Below are 17,540 nucleotides of genomic sequence, written 5' to 3' on the forward strand. Positions count from 1 at the left end.
GGCAATTCCTCAGAGTTCGCTCAGGGCCTGGTCCAGGCGGTCGATGAACAGCTCGCCGTGCTCGGCCTCGAACACCAGCGGCGGGCGGATCTTCAGGATGTTGTCGTGGGCGCCGATCTTGCTGATCAGCACGCCGCGCTGGCGCAGCTGGTTGACGATGCGCCGCGCCTCCGTGCCGGCCGGCTCGCGGCTTGAACGGTCGCGCACCAGCTCGACGGCGAAGAACAGGCCCTTGCCGCGCACGTCGCCGATGATCGAATGACGCTCGGCCAGGCGATGCAGCGCGGCGTCCAGCTTGGCGCCCTGGCGCAGGGCGTTGCCTTGCAGGTCCTGCTCGGCGATCACGTCGAGTACTGCCTGGCCGACGGCGGCGGCCACGGGTGAACCGCCGAAGGTGTTGAAGTACAGGTTGCTGCGGCCGAATGCTTCGACCCGCTCGCGGTTGGCGATCACGCCGGCGAGGGGGAAACCGTTGCCCATCGGCTTGCCGAGGGTGACGAAGTCCGGCGTGACCGGATGCGCCTGGTGGCCCCACATGTGTTCGCCGGTGCGGGCGAAGCCGGATTGCACTTCGTCGACGATCAGCAGGCCGCCGGCATCGCGCACCAGTTTCGCCACGCGTTCCAGGTAGCCGGCCGGCAGGCGCGGGATGCCTTCGTTGGCGAACAGGGTGTCGATCAGCATGGCGGCGAGGCCGACGCCTTCCGCCTGCAGCGAGGCGATGGCTTCGGCGACTTTCGCCACGTAGCGCTCGGCCACTTGCTTGGGGCTGCCGTCGGCCTGGTACAGGCAGGGGATCGGCACCGCGCGAGCGTGCATCGAGAACGGCTCCGAGCTGGGCAGGGCGGTGGTCACCGCGGCCAGGCTGGTGGTGTTGCCGTGGTAGTTGTAGTCACTGACGATCACCCCACGGTTGCCGCTGAAGTAGCGCGCCATGCGCAGCGCCAGCTCGTTCGCCTCGCTGCCGGTGCAGGTGAACATCACTGCGTCCAGCGGATCGGCGAAGGTCGCGGTGAGGTTCTCCGCATAGCGCACCACGCGCTCGTTCAGATAGCGGGTGTGGATGTTCAGGGTCGCCGCCTGCTCGGCCATGGCCGCCACCACCTTGGGGTGGCAGTGGCCGACGCAGGGCACGTTGTTGTAGCAGTCCAGGTAGCGCTGGCCGTTGGCGTCGATGAGCCAGACGCCTTCGCCCTTCACCAGTTCCAGCGGCTCGTCGTAGAACAGCGGCGAGGCGTCGCCCATGACCCGGTGGCGGCGTTGCAGGAGGGTGGCTTCAGACATGTTCGGGGTTCTCCAGGGTTTTGCCGGTGCGCAGCAGGTAGTTGAGGACCAGCAGCGCGACCACGACGGCGAGGGCGCTGAGCATGGCCAGTTCGAGCTGGAAGCAGGCGGCGATGACGATCAGGGTCAGGCCCATGCCGACCACGGCCACCACGGGGCCGCCGCGCAGGCGGAAGGGACGGGCCAGTTGCGGCTGGCTGCGGCGCAGGCGCAGGTACGCGGCGAACAGCACCAGGTGGCAGCTGCCCAGCAGCAGGACGACGCACAGCAGCAGGTTTTCCGGCGGTACCAGGGTCAGTGGCAGGCCGATCACGCTCAGCACGAGCAGGGCGACGTAGGGCGAGCCACGGCGGTTGGTGCGGGTCAGGGCGGCGGGGAAGAAACCGTCGCGGGCCAGGGCATAGAGTTGGCGAGAGGCGGAGAAGACCACCGAGAAGAAGGTCGCCAGCAGGCCGCACACGGCACCGGAACCGACCAGCAGCGGCAGCCAGTCGTGTTCGCCGTAGAGACCACCGTGGGTCATGGCGGCGTACAGCGGGTCGGCTGCGTTACCGACGGTCTCCACGCCAGCGGCACCCGGTGCGGCGATCACCACCAGCAGGGCGGTCAGCAGCAGCGTGCCGACGGCGGCGAGGATGCCGCGCGGCATGTTGCGGCCGGGGTCGGCGGCTTCTTCGGCGGCGGAGCTGACCTGCTCCAGGCAGATGAACATCCAGATGGCGAAGGGCACGCAGGCGAAGATGCCGTGCAGGCTGGCGTTCTGCAGCAGGTCGCCGGAAGCCGGGACCAGGTTGCCCCACTGCACGTGCGGCAGCATGGCGCCGCCGAAGGCGAGCAGGGCGACGGCGGCCACGGCGCCGGCCAGCAGGGTCAGGCCCAGGGCCTCGCCGACACCGACGATATGGATGCCGATGATCAGCATGAATAGCCCGATGCGTACCGGCCAGCCGCCGAAGCCGAACACCGACTCCATGTAGGCCGCGAGGAAGTTGGCGGCGGCACCGGTGCCGATGGTCAGGGCCAGCGCGCAGGCGGCGCCGACCAGGTAGCCGACGAAGGGCCCGAAGGCCAGTTGCGCATAGGCGAACACGCCGCCGGCGTGCGGCTGCGCGGTGGAGAGTTCGGTGATGCACAGTGCCAGGCCGCCGCAGAGCACGGCCATCAAGAGGGTGGCGAGAAGCATGTTGGTCCAGCCGTTGCCGGCCAGGCCGTAGTTCCAGCCGGAGAACTGGCCGGCGATGACCAGCGAGATGCCGAGTCCGGCGACCTGGGGCCAGCGAAGAACGCCTTGTTTGAGCATGGAGCGAACCCTTCTTTTGTTGTTGTAGGGGGAACTGCACGCGCCCGGCTCTCAAGCGCGGGGCAGGGCAGAAGGTACGAAGGGAGGGCTTGGGGCGATATCAGAAATACGCAAACAAGTTCGCCCCGGAGGAATCCGGCAGCCGGCGCAGTGCGCGGGCTCGGCGCCGATGACCGGCATGCCAGTGGCTATACTCCTGGCTGCGCGCCGGGAGGGCCTGCTCCCGCGACCCCAGCCGGAAGGTGAAGGACGATGAACGCACCGGGCTCCGCCGCCAGACCGACGATCCTGATCGTCGACGACACACCGGACAACCTGGCGCTGCTCACTGAACTGCTGAAGCTTCTCTACCGGGTCAAGGCGGCGCGTTCCGGCGAGAAGGCGCTGCAGATTGCAACCGGCGACGAGCCGCCCGACCTCATCCTGCTGGACGTGATGATGCCGGGCATGTCCGGCTTCGAGGTCTGCCGGCGCCTGCGGGAGCTGCCGCAGACGCGCGACATCCCAGTGATCTTCATCACCGCCCTGGGCGCGGCCGACGACGAGATCCACGGCCTGGAGCTGGGCGCCGTCGACTACATCACAAAGCCGATCAACCCGCCGACGGTGCTGATGCGCGTGGACAACCAGCTGCGGGTGAAGGCCGCGGCCGACTTCCTGCGTGACCAGAACGCGTTCCTCGAACGCGAGGTCGCCCGGCGCACCGAGGAAGTGGTCGCCATCCAGGACGTCACCATCCTCGCCATGGCCTCGCTGGCCGAGACCCGCGACAACGAGACCGGCAACCACATCCGCCGCACCCAGCACTATGTGCGCGCGCTCGCCGAGCACCTGCAGCAGCACCCGCGCTTCGCCGCCGGGTTGGACGAGGACACCCGCCAGCTGCTGTTCAAATCGGCGCCGTTGCACGACATCGGCAAGGTCGGCATCCCGGACCGCATCCTGCTCAAGCCCGGCCGCCTCACAGCGGAAGAGTTCGAGGTCATGAAGACCCACACCACCCTTGGCCGCGATGCCTTGCAGCAGGCCGAGGAGCGCCTCGGGATCGGCGTGCCCTTCCTGCGCCTGGCCAAGGAAATCGCCTATGGCCATCACGAGAAATGGGACGGCACCGGGTATCCCGAGGGCCTGGCCGGCGACGCGATTCCGCTGTCCGCGCGGCTGATGGCGGTGGCGGATGTCTACGACGCGCTGATCAGCCGGCGCATCTACAAGGCCGGCATGCCCCACGAGCAGGCCGTGCAGTTCATCGGTGGGCAGCGTGGCACGCACTTCGACCCCGACATCGTTGATGCCTTCCTGACCTTGCAGGACGAGTTCCGCGCCATCGCCGCGCAGTATCGCGACAGCGACGAGGACCTGAACCTGAAGGCCGAGCAGGTGCAGCGCGGCTTGCCCTAGACCGCGAGACAAACCGTGCCCGGCGCGGCGGGCGAAGAGAGGTCCGGATGGTTTCCCCGCTCGGCATCCTGCAGCGGCTGCGCATGCGCAGCCGCCTGGTTATCGGCTTCGGCGGCCTGCTTGCGCTGGCCCTGTTCCTCGGTCTCTACAGCATCGCGGTGCAATACCGGCAGTACCAGCAGATCAACCTGATCGTCGACAAGGACCTGATCGGCCTGGCGCACATTCAAGGTGCCCAGGTAGCCCTCGCCGATATTGGCCAGAGCCTGCGGCAGGCGGTGATGGCGGCGGATATCGAGGGACACGACCAGGCCGTCAAGCAGCTGCAGGAGCAGAAGGACGTGCTGCGTGACGAGATCGAGCAGGCCCGGCCGCTGCTCTACCGCTCCCAGGCGCTGCAGGGTATGGCCCGCTTCGAGGCCGCCTACGGCGACTACGAGGACCAGATCGACCAGGTCCTGGCGTTGAACGACCAGCGCACGGCGTCGGGCTCGACGAGCGACCAGGCGGCGATCTCGCTGCTGTCGTCCACGCGCCTGCAACGCCCGGCCGAAGTAGCCCAGCAGGCGCTCGTGCAGCTGGTGCAGACCAAGCTGGATGGGGTGAGCCTGGAGGTCAACCAGGTCTCCGAGCGCTTCCGCCACAGCGTGACCCTGACCGTCTGGCTGCTGGCCCTGGGAACGGCTGTCGGGGGGCTGTTCGGGGTGCTGGTCAGCCTGTCGATCCGTCGCCCGGCCGACCGCCTGCGCGGCACGGTGGACGCGCTGAGCAAGGGCCGCCTGGACGTGGAAATCCCGTTCCAGGACTACCCCAACGAGATCGGCGAGCTGGCGCGGGCGGTGACTGCCCTGCAGTCCGAGGCGCAGCAGATGGCCGACCAGCGCTGGGTGAAGACCCAGGTGGCGACCCTTAGCAGCAAGATGCAGGCACTGGCGGAGTCGCAGGAACTGGGCGACCGCATCCTGGCAGCGTTGGCGCCTTCGCTCGCACTGGTACGGGCCAGCATCCACGCCTATGACGAGATCCATGACGAGCTGCTTTTGCTCGGCAGCTACGCCGCGCCGGCCGATCTGCCGCAGCGCATTCGCGTGGGCGAAGGGCTGGTCGGGCAATGTGCGAAGCAGCGCCGGCCGATCCGCCTGCAACGCTCGGAGGAAGAGCTGACGGGTGCCGACCCGCTGGCCGCGGTCATCGAGGTCTTGCCGCTGATCCACGGCGAGCGCCTGCTCGGCGTGCTGATGCTGGAGCTGTTCCGTCCGCTGGCCGCCAGTCAGGAAACCCTGTTGAGCGAGTTCGTCCCGCTGCTGGCGATGAACCTGGAAATCCGCGAGCGCCATCTGCAGAGCGCGCAATTGCTGGAAGAAACCCGCAGCCAGGCGAGCCTCATGGAGCAGCAGGCGGTGAGCCTGCAACGCCAGACCCAGGAGTTGGAGTCGCGCCAGCAAGAGATCCAGGCCACCAAGGCCTGGTACCAGGGCATCCTCGAGTCGGCGCCAGACGGCATGCTGGTGGTCGACCGCGAGGGCCGGATCATCCTGGCCAACCCGAAGCTGGAAGAACTGTTCGGCTACGCCAGCGGTGAGCTGCTCGGGCGTGAAGTCGACAACCTGGTGCCCGACGCCGTTCGCTCGCGCCATCGGCAGCTGCGCAGCGGCTTCATGGCGGAAAGCCATAGCCGCCAGATGGGCCGCTCGATCAGCGAGCTGCATGGCCTGCGCAAGGACGGCAGCCGATTCTCGGTGGAGATTGCCCTGGCGCCTTTGCCGGATTTGCTCGGCCATGGCGTCTGCGTGTGCGCCTCGGTGCGCGATATCAGCGAGCGCCGGGCGATGGAGGCGGCACTGCAGGAAAGCGAATCGCGCCTGCGCTATATCCTCGATTGCAGCCCGGTCAGCGTGACCTTCTCGACGCAGAACGACATCCACCTGGCCAACCCGGAGTTCGTCGAGGTGTTCGGCCTGGACGTCGGCGATCGCGCGGATCGGTTGTACGTCGATCCTGCCGATCGCGAGGCAATCTGGGCTTGCCTTGAGGCCGGCGAACAACGCCACGAGCGCGAGCTGCGCCTGCTCGACCGCAGCGGCAACGAGCGCGACGTGCTGGCGACCTACCTGCCGATTCAGTACCAGGGCGAGTTCGGCGTGCTCGGCTGGTTGTTCGACATCACCGCGCGCAAGCAGGCCGAGGCGCAGATGCGTCGCGCCAAGGAACTGGCCGAGGAGGCGACCCGCGCCAAGAGCGAGTTCCTCGCCAACATGAGCCACGAGATCCGCACGCCGATGAACGTGATCATCGGCATGAGCAGCCTGGCGCTGAAAACCGACCTGGAGCCGCGCCAGCGCAATTACATCCAGAAGGTCCACCGCGCCGCCGAGGGGCTGCTGGGGATCATCAACGACATCCTCGACTTCTCGAAGATCGAGGCTGGCATGCTCAGCGTCGAGCGCATCGAGTTCCGCCTGGAGGATGTGCTCGACCAGTTCGCCGGCATCATCGGCTTCCGCGCCGAGGAGAAAGCCCTGGAACTGCTCTTCGAGGTACGCCAGGACGTGCCGACCGCGCTGCTCGGCGACCCGCTGCGCCTGGGCCAGGTGCTGCTGAACCTGGGCAGCAACGCGGTGAAGTTCACCGAGCGCGGCGAGATCGTCCTGGGCGTCGAGGCGCTGGAAGTGTCCGAGAGCGAGGTGAAGCTGCATTTCTGGGTCCGCGACAGTGGCATCGGCATGACCGCCGAGCAGTGCGGGCGGATGTTCCAGTCGTTCATCCAGGCCGATTCCTCGACCTCCCGCCGCTACGGCGGCACGGGTCTTGGATTGTCGATCTCGCGCAGCCTGGTGGAGCTCATGCACGGGCGCATCTGGGTCGAGAGCGAGCCGGGCAGGGGCTCGCTATTCCACTTCGAGGCGCGCTTCGGGATGCAGTCCGCGCAAGGGCCGCGACGGATGTTCCGCGCCGATGAGTTGCTGCGTGTGCGCGCCCTGGTGGTCGACGACAACGCCATGGCCCGCGAGATTCTGTCGGGCATGGCCAGCAGCTATGGGCTGGAGGTGGACGTCGCACGCGACGGAGCAGAGGCCCTGGCCTTCCTGATCGACGGCGAGCGCCGTGGCCTGCCGTACCAGTTGGTGCTGGTCGACTGGAAGATGCCGGGCATGGACGGCATCGAGCTGGTGGCACGCATGCGGTCGGCCGATTTCGACAGCTTGCCGGCGGTGATCATGGTCACCGCCTTCGGCCGCGACGAGGCGCTGGAAGCGGCGTCGCAACGCAGCGTCGAACTGGATTCGGTGCTGACCAAGCCGGTCACGCCCTCGACCCTGCTGGAGGCGATCAGCGTCGCCCTGGGCAAGGGCAGCCTGGTCGAGCGACGCAGCAGCGAGCGCGACAACGCCGCGGCCGAGGCGATGACCGCTGTTTCCGGCAGCCGGGTGCTGCTGGTGGAGGACAACGAGCTCAACCAGGAGCTGGCCCTGGAGTTGCTTGGCGAGGCCGGCATGCAAGTGGTGCTGGCGAACAATGGCCAGGAGGCGCTGGATCGGCTGGCCGTCGATCGCGCGTTCGACTGCATCCTCATGGATTGCCAGATGCCGGTGCTCGACGGCTACGCGGCCACCCGCGCGATCCGCCAGATGCCGGAACTGGCGGACCTGCCGATCATCGCCATGACCGCCAACACCCTGGTGGGCGACCGCGACGAGGCGTTGCGCGCCGGGATGAACGACCACATCGGCAAGCCGATCGATCCGCCGGCGATGTTCCTCACCCTGGCGCGCTGGATTGGCTCAAGGCGCCCACGAGAGCCTGCTGCGGCTGTCCCGCCAGCGGAGCCTGACGATTCCGGCATGGTGCTGCCGGGTATCGATACGCGCGCGGGCCTGGCCACCTGCAATGGACGCGAAGCGCTGTACCGGCGTCTGCTGCGGCGCTTCCACGGCGGACAGGGCGATTTCGCCGAGTGCTTCCGGGCGGCGACGGGGCAGGCCGATGACCCCGCTGCCCAGACGCGCACTGCCCATTCGTTGCGCGGGGCGGCTGCCAACATCGGAGCGCGGGCGCTGGCGCAGGCTGCTCTGGAACTGGAAACCGCGTGCCGAGAAGGTGCTCCGGCGACGGGCTTGCTGGAAGCGGTGCTGGCCGAGCTGGGAAGGGTGCAGGCGGGGCTCGCCGCTTACCTTGCCGCAGCGCCAGGCGAGGCGTCGGCACAGCCAGCTGTCGATGCCGGGCAGACCGCGACCCTGCTGGCCAGCCTGCGCGACCGACTGCAGCACAGCGACACCAGCGCCGAAGACCTTATCGCCCGCCTGTGCGAGATCTTCGCAGGCCGCCCGCAGGCGCCGTACCTGCGCGAGGTAGCGTCGGCCATCGAGGCCTTCGATTACGAACTGGCGTTGGAACGGCTGGAGCAGTTGCCCGGCTAGCAGGCAAAAAAAGACCGGCCCGAAGGCGGGTCGAGGGTGACACCGGAGTTAATGCGGAATCAGGCGCGCTTGAGCACCAGGGTCAGGATGTCGTAGCTGGCTACCAGCTCGCCATTCTGGTTGGTGACTTCCACGTCCCAGGCGACCACGCCTTGCGGCTCGCCCTTGGGGCTCTTCTTGCCCTGGTCGATCTTGCGCTTGCAGGTCAGGCGGGCCTGGATGGTGTCGCCGATGCCCACCGGATTGATGAAGCGCAGGGTGTCCAGGCCGTAGTTGGCCAGCACCGGGCCGACGCCGGGGGAGACGAACAGGCCGGCGGCCGCGGAGAGCACGAAGTAGCCGTGGGCGATGCGCTTGCCGAACTGCGAGTCTTTCGCCGCCAGCTCGTCGAAGTGCATGTAGAAGTGGTCGCCCGACAGGCAGCCGAAGTTGACCAGGTCGGCTTCGGTGACGGTGCGGCGGTGGGTCAGCAGCGACTCGCCGATCTGCAGGTCGTCGAAGTAGCGGCGGAACGGATGCACTTCGGTCTCGTAGACCTTGGCGCCGCGCACGTATTCGCCAGTGACGGCCATCAGCATGGTCGGCGAACCCTGCACCGCGGTGCGTTGCAGGTAGTGCTTGACGGCGCGCAGGCCGCCCAGTTCTTCGCCACCGCCGGCGCGACCCGGGCCGCCGTGCTTGACCCCGGGCGGGGGGGAGCCGTGGCCGGTGGACTCGGCGGCAGACTCGCGGTCGAGGATGTGCAGGCGGCCATGCAGCGCGCCCATGGCCGGAACCACTTTGGCCGCCACTTGCGGATCACGGGTAATCAGGCTGGCTACCAGGCTGCCTTTGCCGCGCGCGGCCAGGGCGATGGCTTCGTCGATGTCGTCGTAGCCCATCAGGGTGCTGACCGGGCCAAAGGCCTCGATGTCGTGGGCACCGCCTTCGGCGTGCGGATCTCGGCTGCGCAGCAGGGTCGGGGCGAAGAAGGCGCCTTCGTTCACGCCTTCGCCGCGCGGGGCGAAACCATCCTTCGCGCCAAACAGAAGATCGCTGGATTTCAGCAGGGCCTCGACGCGCTCGGCGACGTCGGCCTGTTGGGCGTGGGAGGCCAGCGCCCCCATCTTCACGCCTTCCACCGTAGGGTCGCCGACCACGACCTTGGCCAGGCGATCGCGCAGGCGTTCGGCAACGGCGTCGATGTGCTTGGCGGGGACGATGGCGCGTCGGATGGCGGTGCATTTCTGCCCGGCCTTGGTGGTCATCTCGCGGGCCACTTCCTTGACGAAGAGGTCGAATTCTTCGTCGTCCGGGGTGACGTCCGGCGCGAGTATGGCGCAGTTCAGCGAGTCGGCCTCGGCGTTGAAGGGCACCGAGTTGCGGATCAGGTTGGGGTTCACGCGCAGCTTGGCGGCGGTGTCGGCGGAGCCGGTAAAGGTGACGATGTCCTGGCCTTGCAGGCGGTCCAGCAGGTCGCCCGTGCCGCCGATGATCAGCTGCAGGCTGCCAGCCGGGAGCAGGCCGGACTCGTGCATGACGCGCACGGCGGCTTCGGTCACGTAGCTGGTGGCCGTGGCCGGCTTGACGATACAGGGCATGCCGGCGAGGAAGCTCGGTGCGAACTTCTCGAGCATGCCCCAGATCGGGAAGTTGAAGGCGTTGATGTGCACGGCGATGCCGCCGCGCGGGACCAGGATGTGGCTGCCGGCGAACTTGCCGGTCTTGCCCAGCGGTATCGCCGGGCCTTCGTGGACCACGTTGCCCGAGGGCAGCTCGCGGCCGCCGACGCCGGCGTAGGCGAACAGGGTGCCGGCGCCGCCTTCGATGTCGATCCAGCTGTCGGCGCGGGTGGCGCCGGTGTGGCGGGAAATCTCGTAGAGCTGTTCCTTGCGCTCCATCAGGTACAGCGCCAGGGCCTTCAGGCGCTGGGCGCGCTGCTGGAAGTCCATGGCCATGAGCTCGGCCAGGCCTTGCTGGCGGGCGTGGGCCACGGCTTCGGCGAAGTCCAGGGACTCTTCGTGGGTCTGCGCGACCAACTGGCCGTTGAGTGCGCTACGCAGCGCCTGGGCGCCGTGCTGGCCGATCCAGCGGCCGCCGATGAAACTCTGCAGGATGGGCTCTTGGGCCATCGCTTATTCCTCCAAATCGCTACGCAAGGGTGCCGGCCCGAGGCCGGTTGGCCGCCGCGCCGGGTGGGCGTCGGCGGCGCGTGAAAAGGGGCGGTACGAAGCCGCCGGATTGGGACGCCAGGGGCCTTGTGGGACCGAGGCGGCGTAGGAGCGGGCCATGCCCGCGATCGCGCCCATGGGGCGCTCCTACAGGTTGACTCTGTTCTGAATCAGAGCTGGTCGAAGTCCAGCACCACCTTGTCGCTGATCGGGAAGGCCTGGCAGGACAGCACGTAGCCGGCCGCCACTTCGTAGTCTTCCAGGGCGAAGTTGCTGTCCATCTCCACCTCGCCCGAAACCACCTTGCACTTGCAGGTCGAGCACACGCCGGCCTTGCAGGAGTAGGGCAGTTCGGCGCCCTGGGCGTTGCCGGCGTCGAGCACGCTGACGCTGTTGCGGGCCAGCTCGAAGGACAGCTCGCGACCATCGCTGATCACGGTGACCTGGCTCTTGCCGCTGTCGGTCGCGGCGGCGGCCTGGCGGGCTTCGCGCTTGCTTTCGCTGCCGGCGGCGGCGAACAGCTCGAAGTGGATGCGTTCGGCCGGCATGCCGTTGCCCTTGAGCTGGTCGCGCACGGTCTCGGTCATCGCCTGCGGGCCGCAGATGAAGGCGGCGTCGAGGTGCTTGACGTCGATCCAGCGGCTAAACAGCTGGCCGCACTTGTCGGCGTCGATGCGGCCGTTGTACAGGTCCACGTCCTGCTGCTCGCGGCTGAACACGAAGATCAGGTTCAGGCGCTGCAGGTAGCGGTTCTTCAGGTCTTCCAGTTGCTCGCGGAACATCGCCGCGTTGCTCGAGCGGTTGCCGTAGATCAGGGTGACGCGGCTGTGCGGCTCCGTTTCCAGGGTGGTCTTGACGATCGACAGGATCGGCGTGATGCCGCTGCCGGCGGCCACCGCCAGGTAGTTGCCGTGGCGCGCCGGGTCCAGTTCGACGTGGAAGTGGCCGGACGGCGGCATCACTTCCAGGCTGGCGCCGGCCTTGAGCGAATCGTTGGCGTAGGCCGAGAAGCGGCCGCCGGCCACGCGCTTGATCGCCACGCGCAGCTCGCCGTCGTTGACGCCGCTGCAGATGGAGTAGGAGCGGCGCACTTCCTCGCCGTCCATCTGGGTGCGCATCACCAGGTGCTGGCCCTGGGTGAAGCGGAAGCTGTCGGCCAGGTCCGTCGGCACCTCGAAGAGGATGGACACCGCATCGCGGGTCTCCGGGCGCACTTCCTTGATTTTCAGGCTGTGGAACTTGCTCATTGTTCTTCTCCGGCGGCGGCGCCGCTTGGGGGGCGAATACAAACGTCGCGAGCGATGGTCAGGCTAGGCGGAAGCGACTCTGGAAGCGCAGTTCACGTGTGTGAATGAGCATTCCGAAGTCGTTTCCAACGACGCATGGCCGAGCGCAGCAGGTTGTCTTCGTCCTCCTAGATGCACTTGAAATAGTCGAATGGTTCGCGGCAGTCGATGCAGCGGTACAGCGCTTTGCAGGCGGTCGAGCCAAACTGGCTCAGCTGCTCGGTGTGCGCGCTGCCGCATTGCGGGCAGCACACTTCCGGGCTCTCGCCGAGCAGGCTGCGCTTGCTGGTGCTGCCGGCCGGCGGTGCTATGCCGTAGGCGCGCAGCGCTTCGCGGCCGTGCTCGCTGATCCAGTCGGTGGTCCAGGCCGGGTCCAGGCGGCGCTCCAGTTGCGGCGCGGCGAAGCCGGCGTGCTCCAGGGCGTGCTGGATGTCCTGTTCGATCACCTCGGTGGCCGGGCAGCCGGAGTAGGTGGGGGTGACCACCACGTGCAGGTGCCCGTCCCGCCAGTCGAGGCCGCGGACGATGCCGAGGTCGACGACGCTGACCACCGGCACTTCCGGGTCCATCACCTGGCCGAGCACGCTCCAGGCCTGGCTGAGGTCGTCAGCGGAGCCTGCGCGCGCGCCACGGTCGCTGGCGATCAGCTCACCAGGTCGCATCGGGGTAGGCTCGCTGAAGGAATTGCATCTCGGCCAGGAGAATGCCCAGGTGCTCGGTGTGGAGGCCGCGGCGGCCGCTGAGGTAGAAGTTCACCGCGGGCTCCGGCAGCGGCAGGGTGGCGCTGGCGAAGATGTCGGCGACCTTGGCGCGCCAGGCGGCGGCCAGTTCTTCCGGATTCGGCGCTACGCCCTCGGCGAACAGGCGCTGCTCGACGTCGTCGGCATTGGTCATTTCGACGGTGAATCGCCACACCTGCGGGATGGCCGCGAGCATGCGCTTGTGGCTTTCCTCGGTGCCATCGCCCAGGCGCTCGACCCACTCGCCGGAGCGACGCAGGTGGTAGGTGACTTCCTTCAGGCCCTTGGCGGCGATGGCGGCGATGCGCGCGTCGCTGGAGTCGCTCAGGGCGCGCAGCACGTGGAAGTGCCAGGCGTCGTAGAGGAACTGCTTGGTCATGGTCACGGCGAAGTCGCCGTTGGGCTGCTCGACCAGGAGCAGGTTGCGGAAGGCGCGCTCGTCGCGGCGGAAGGCCAACTGGTCGGCGTCGCGGCCGTCATCCAGCAGCTCCACGGCGTACTCGTACCAGTTGCGCGCCTGGCCGACGAGGTCGAGGCCGACGTTCATCAGCGCCAGTTCTTCTTCGAGCGCCGGGGCGCGGCCGCACCATTCGCACAGACGCTGGCCCTGGATCAGGGCGCTGTCGGCGAGGCGCAGCAGGTATTCGATCTTGTCGTTGTTCGGGTTCATGCACGCGATCTCACATGTGGCCGACTTCGGGCGGCAGCTCGTAGAAGCTGGCGTGGCGGTAGACCTTGTCCTGAGCCGGGTCGAACAGCGGGTCTTTCTCGTCCGGCGAAGAGGCGGTGATCAGCGCCGAGGGCACGACCCAGAGGCTCACGCCTTCATTGCGGCGGGTGTAGAGCTCGCGGGCGTTCTCGATGGCCATGGCGGCATCGGCGGCGTGGACGCTGCCGACATGCTTGTGGTTCAGGCCGTGCTTGCTGCGCACGAAGACTTCGAAAAGGGTCCATTCAGCCATGGTGGTTATCTCCTCGCGGCTCAGGCAGCGTCACGTTTCTGTTGTTTTTTGCGGGCGTGGGCGACCGCGGCTTCGCGGACCCAGGCGCCACTCTCGATGGCGTTGCGGCGGGTGGCGACGCGCTCGGCATTGCACGGGCCATTGCCCTTGAGCACCTCGTAGAACTCTTCCCACTGGATCTCGCCGAAATCGTAGTGGCCGCGTTCCTCGTTCCACTTCAGGTGCGGATCGGGGGCGGTGCAGCCGAGCAGCTCCAGTTGCGGCACGGTCTGGTCGATGAAGCGCTGGCGCAGTTCGTCGTTGCTCTGCCGCTTGATCTTCCAGGCCATGGACTGGGCGCTGTTGGGGGAATGCTCGTCGCTCGGGCCGAACATCATCAGCGCCGGCCACCAGAGGCGGTTGATGGCGTCCTGGACCATGTCCTTCTGCGCCTGGGTGCCGTGGCGCATCATGGTCAGGAGGATTTCGTAGCCCTGGCGCTGGTGGAAGCTCTCTTCCTTGCAGATACGGATCATGGCGCGGGAGTAGGGGCCGTAGGAGGTGCGCTGCAGCACCACCTGGTTGACGATCGCGGCGCCATCCACCAGCCAGCCCACCGCGCCCATGTCGGCCCAGTTCAACGTCGGGTAGTTGAAGATGCTGGAGTACTTGGCCTTGCCCGAATGCAGCTTGGCGATTTCCTCGTCGCGGTCGGCACCCAGGGTCTCCATGGCGCTGTACAGGTACAGGCCGTGGCCGGCTTCGTCCTGGATCTTCGCCATCAGCTGCAGCTTGCGCTTCAAGGTCGGTGCGCGGGTCACCCAGTTGCCTTCGGGCAGCATGCCGACGATTTCCGAGTGGGCGTGCTGGGAGATCTGCCGGATCAGGGTCTGGCGGTAGGCGTCGGGCATCCAGTTCTTCGCCTCGATCTTGATCTCGGCGTCGATCTTCTCCTGGAAGGCGCGCTCCTCGGCGGACATCTCGTCCAGCGCCTTGACGCGCTTCACGCCGGTCTCAACCAGTTGTGCGTACATGCTGTGTCTCCAGCCTTTGTTCTGTTGTGGGGGAGGCCTTGGCCATGGGTGTATTTTTAAATGATACAGAATCTAATGTCTAACACTAAATAGTGTGTCGTATGCGTTTTTTGTATCGCTTCAGCCATGAGCAAAGCGGCGGCGGGCGAGGGCTTGGCCAGCCTTTCTCGCCTTTTATGCAGGTATTTACGTTGATTGTGCTCGGATATTTCGGGTTTCTAAGGGTCGGTGAGCGGCATCGGGGTCAATCTGATGATTGACCTGCCGGGGCGCGAGAGGCGGGCAGGGGACGAACGGCAGTTCGATAAAGCGATACGAAAAATTGAGTTTGATGTACTTATGGTGTTTCGTTGAGGCGCCGGCAGTGCCGGCGCCTCCGGCCATCAATGGTCGAGGATCACCTGGAAGCCGCCATAGATCATGCGCTTGCCGTCAAAGGGCATCGTCTGGCCCTCGGGCCATAGGCGCTTGTCCTCCATGGCCTTCTGCATGCCGACATCACGAGCCTCGCGCGAGGGCCAGGTAATCCAGGAGAACACCACCGTCTCGTCCTCCTGGCGCTTCACGGCCATGGGGAAGGAAGTGAGCTTGCCCTCGGGCACGTCATCGCCCCAGCACTCGACGACATTCAGCGCGCCATGCTCCCTGAACACGCCCGCCGCTGAGCGGGCCAGCCGGGTGTACTCCTCGCGCTTGGCGGTGGGCACGGCGAGGACGAAGCCAACGATGTAGTTCATGGTCGTATCTCCATTGCGAATGGGTGTGAGGGCGCCCGCGTGGGTGCCATTCACTGATTGGTCGAGTGGAGCGGGGGAGGATCGACAGGGGCAGGGCGGTGGGCGATGGATGGTCGGCGCCGGCCGGGTGCGCAGGCGTTTCGGTGTGACTCCGTTCCCTCTCCCGCAAGCGGGAGAGGGAACTGTTCGACGTGCGCGGCGAAGATAGACGCAATCCTGTAGGAGCGGATTCATCCGCGAAAATCCCCGCGCCAATTCCAACCGTGGGGCGCATAACCGCGTTCGCGGTTATGCGCCGTTACCTGGAACGAAAACGGCGGATAACCCCTTCGGGGTTATTCGCCCTACAGGGTCGGCATTTGTGCCGTGCGGTTCGCGAGCAAGCTCGCTTCTACGAAAAGCATTTTCAGAGAAACATCCGCGCGCACCGGAGCGCCCCTTACAGAAGGCCGAGCTAAGCCCACGCAGAGGAGGTTGCGCGACATGGATGTCGCAAAAGCCCCGACCAGTACAGGGACGTACTGTCGGGGCGGGCCTCCGGCTGCGTGGGGATGTGCGAGGGAAGTCCGGCTTGCCGGACCCGTATGTCGGGGCAAGCGTTCTTGGTTACTTCTTTGGCGTTTGAAAGAAGTGACTCGCCGAGGGGCGAAACAAGATGCATCCGAGCATTCCGATGCGGCGCGCTAAACCAGCTTTTCTGGGTCCCCGCGTTCGCGGGGAAGACGAGGGTGGTGGGGGCACGGATATGTAGGAGCGGACCTTGTCCGCGAAAAAGATCGCGGATGAATCCGCTCCTACGGGAATACGCCGCACATGGCCGTTCGCGGATGGCATGGCCGCGCCGCCCCAGCAAAGAAAAAAGCCCCGCACAAGGCGGGGCTTTGAAGGGCGCTACAGGGAGAGATCAGCCCTGGTTGCGCTTGTCGAACACGTGGCAGGCCTTGCCTTCGGAGCGCTTCAGGCTGTGGAAGGGCTGGATCAGTACGCGGGCGCTGATGCCGATGTAGGTCTTGATCTGCTTGCCCAGCTCGTTGGCCACCTGCTTCTGCTGCTCGGCATCGAGTTGCAGGTCGTGCTTGAGCTCGACGTGCACGTCCATGCTGTCCATGTTGCCGTTGCGGTACAGGTGGATCTCGTAGACCTCAGCGAGTTGCTTGACCTTCAGTACCTGCTCCTCGATCTGCGTCGGGAACACGTTCACGCCGCGGATGATCAGCATGTCGTCGCTGCGGCCAGTGATCTTGTCGATACGGCGCATGGGGCGTGCGGTGCCCGGCAGCAGGCGGGTCAGGTCGCGGGTGCGGTAGCGGATCATCGGCAGCGCTTCCTTGGACAGCGAGGTGAACACCAGCTCGCCGTATTCGCCGTCAGGCAGGACCTTGCCGGTCGCCGGGTCGATGATCTCGGGGTAGAAGTGGTCTTCCCAGACGGTCGGGCCGTCCTTGGTCTCGGCGCATTCCATGGCCACGCCCGGGCCCATGATCTCGGACAGGCCGTAGATGTCCAGGGCGGTGATGCCCAGGCGCTCTTCCACGGCGCGGCGCAGCTCGGCGGTCCACGGCTCGGCGCCGAAGATGCCCAGGCGCAGCTTGAGGCTGTGCGGGTCGACGCCCTGGCGTTCGATCTCGTCGGCCAGGTTGAGCATGTAGGACGGGGTGACCATGATGATGTCCGGCTGGAAGTCGCGGATCAGCTGGACCTGCTTCTCGGTCTGGCCGCCGGACATCGGGATCACGGTGCAGCCCAGGCGCTCGGCGCCGTAGTGCGCGCCCAGGCCGCCGGTGAACAGGCCGTAGCCGTAGGAGATGTGCACCTTGTCGCCCTTGCGCCCGCCGGCTGCGCGGATCGAGCGGGCCACCACGTTGGCCCAGGTGTCGATGTCGTTCTGCGTGTAGCCGACCACGGTGGGTTTGCCGGTGGTGCCGCTGGAGGCGTGCAGGCGCACGATCTCGCTTTGCGGCACGGCGAACATGCCGTAGGGGTAGTTGTCGCGCAGGTCGTTCTTGCCGGTGAAGGGGAACTTCGCCAGGTCGTCCAGGGACTTCAGGTCGTCCGGGTGCACGCCGGCTTCGTCGAAGCGCTTGCGGTACAGCGGGACGTTCTCGTAGGCGTGCTTGAGGCTCCAGCGCAGGCGCTCCAGCTGGTGCTGGCGCAGCTCGTCGATACTGGCGGTTTCCATCGGGTCAAGCAGGGCACGTTCGGCGTCGTAGTACATGTTCATGGGTTCACTCGAATTGTTCTTGTGCGCC

General features: G+C 66.8%; 12 protein-coding genes. 2 read left to right on the plus strand and 10 right to left on the minus strand.

Features of this window, described 5'->3' with window-relative positions; all coding sequences use genetic code 11:
* Positions 1-9: 9 nt before the first annotated feature.
* Both PKB_RS13180 and PKB_RS13185 read right to left on the minus strand, forming a co-directional pair.
* Positions 10-1,284, minus strand: a complete 1,275-nt coding sequence (locus tag PKB_RS13180; RefSeq protein ID WP_043252363.1) for an aspartate aminotransferase family protein — start codon at positions 1,282-1,284, stop codon at positions 10-12.
* Positions 1,277-2,584: an amino acid permease gene (locus PKB_RS13185; protein WP_043252366.1), complete on the minus strand. Its 1,308-nt coding sequence runs from the start codon at positions 2,582-2,584 to the stop codon at positions 1,277-1,279. Before PKB_RS13185 ends, PKB_RS13180 begins: the two co-directional genes overlap by 8 nt.
* Before the next feature lie 252 nt (positions 2,585-2,836).
* Between PKB_RS13185 and PKB_RS13190 the strand changes: the two genes are divergently transcribed.
* Both PKB_RS13190 and PKB_RS13195 read left to right on the plus strand, forming a co-directional pair.
* Positions 2,837-3,985, plus strand: a complete 1,149-nt coding sequence (locus tag PKB_RS13190) for an HD-GYP domain-containing protein (RefSeq protein ID WP_043252368.1) — start codon at positions 2,837-2,839, stop codon at positions 3,983-3,985.
* A 47-nt stretch (positions 3,986-4,032) separates the two neighbouring features.
* Positions 4,033-8,403, plus strand: a complete 4,371-nt coding sequence (locus PKB_RS13195; protein ID WP_043252371.1) for a response regulator — start codon at positions 4,033-4,035, stop codon at positions 8,401-8,403.
* 59 nt (positions 8,404-8,462) lie between these two features.
* Here PKB_RS13195 and paaZ read toward each other — a convergent pair whose 3' ends face one another.
* From paaZ to paaK, 8 genes are all read right to left on the minus strand, one after another.
* A complete protein-coding gene (gene paaZ / locus PKB_RS13200) occupies positions 8,463-10,514 on the minus strand; it encodes a phenylacetic acid degradation bifunctional protein PaaZ (protein WP_043252373.1) in 2,052 nt (683 codons plus the stop codon).
* A 209-nt stretch (positions 10,515-10,723) separates the two neighbouring features.
* A complete protein-coding gene (paaE, locus tag PKB_RS13205; RefSeq protein WP_043252375.1) occupies positions 10,724-11,800 on the minus strand; it encodes a 1,2-phenylacetyl-CoA epoxidase subunit PaaE in 1,077 nt (358 codons plus the stop codon).
* Between the two features lie 167 nt (positions 11,801-11,967).
* The gene (gene paaD, locus PKB_RS13210) at positions 11,968-12,501 is read right to left on the minus strand and encodes a 1,2-phenylacetyl-CoA epoxidase subunit PaaD (protein WP_043252377.1); all 534 of its coding nucleotides are present in this window, start codon (positions 12,499-12,501) and stop codon (positions 11,968-11,970) included.
* A complete protein-coding gene (gene paaC, locus PKB_RS13215; RefSeq protein ID WP_043252379.1) occupies positions 12,488-13,249 on the minus strand; it encodes a 1,2-phenylacetyl-CoA epoxidase subunit PaaC in 762 nt (253 codons plus the stop codon). Before paaC ends, paaD begins: the two co-directional genes overlap by 14 nt.
* A 10-nt stretch (positions 13,250-13,259) precedes the next feature.
* The gene (gene paaB, locus PKB_RS13220; RefSeq protein WP_009622486.1) at positions 13,260-13,541 is read right to left on the minus strand and encodes a 1,2-phenylacetyl-CoA epoxidase subunit PaaB; all 282 of its coding nucleotides are present in this window, start codon (positions 13,539-13,541) and stop codon (positions 13,260-13,262) included.
* Positions 13,542-13,561: 20 nt separating this feature from the next.
* Positions 13,562-14,554: a 1,2-phenylacetyl-CoA epoxidase subunit PaaA gene (gene paaA, locus PKB_RS13225; protein WP_043252382.1), complete on the minus strand. Its 993-nt coding sequence runs from the start codon at positions 14,552-14,554 to the stop codon at positions 13,562-13,564.
* A gap of 383 nt (positions 14,555-14,937) precedes the next feature.
* On the minus strand, positions 14,938-15,291 hold the full coding sequence (locus PKB_RS13230) for a DUF1428 domain-containing protein (RefSeq protein ID WP_043252384.1): 354 nt from the start codon (positions 15,289-15,291) through the stop codon (positions 14,938-14,940).
* Between the two features lie 904 nt (positions 15,292-16,195).
* Positions 16,196-17,512: a phenylacetate--CoA ligase PaaK gene (gene paaK, locus PKB_RS13235; RefSeq protein WP_043252387.1), complete on the minus strand. Its 1,317-nt coding sequence runs from the start codon at positions 17,510-17,512 to the stop codon at positions 16,196-16,198.
* Between the last annotated feature and the right edge of the window lie 28 nt (positions 17,513-17,540).

Origin of the sequence: Pseudomonas knackmussii B13, from assembly GCF_000689415.1 — a bacterium.
Lineage (GTDB): Bacteria > Pseudomonadota > Gammaproteobacteria > Pseudomonadales > Pseudomonadaceae > Pseudomonas > Pseudomonas knackmussii.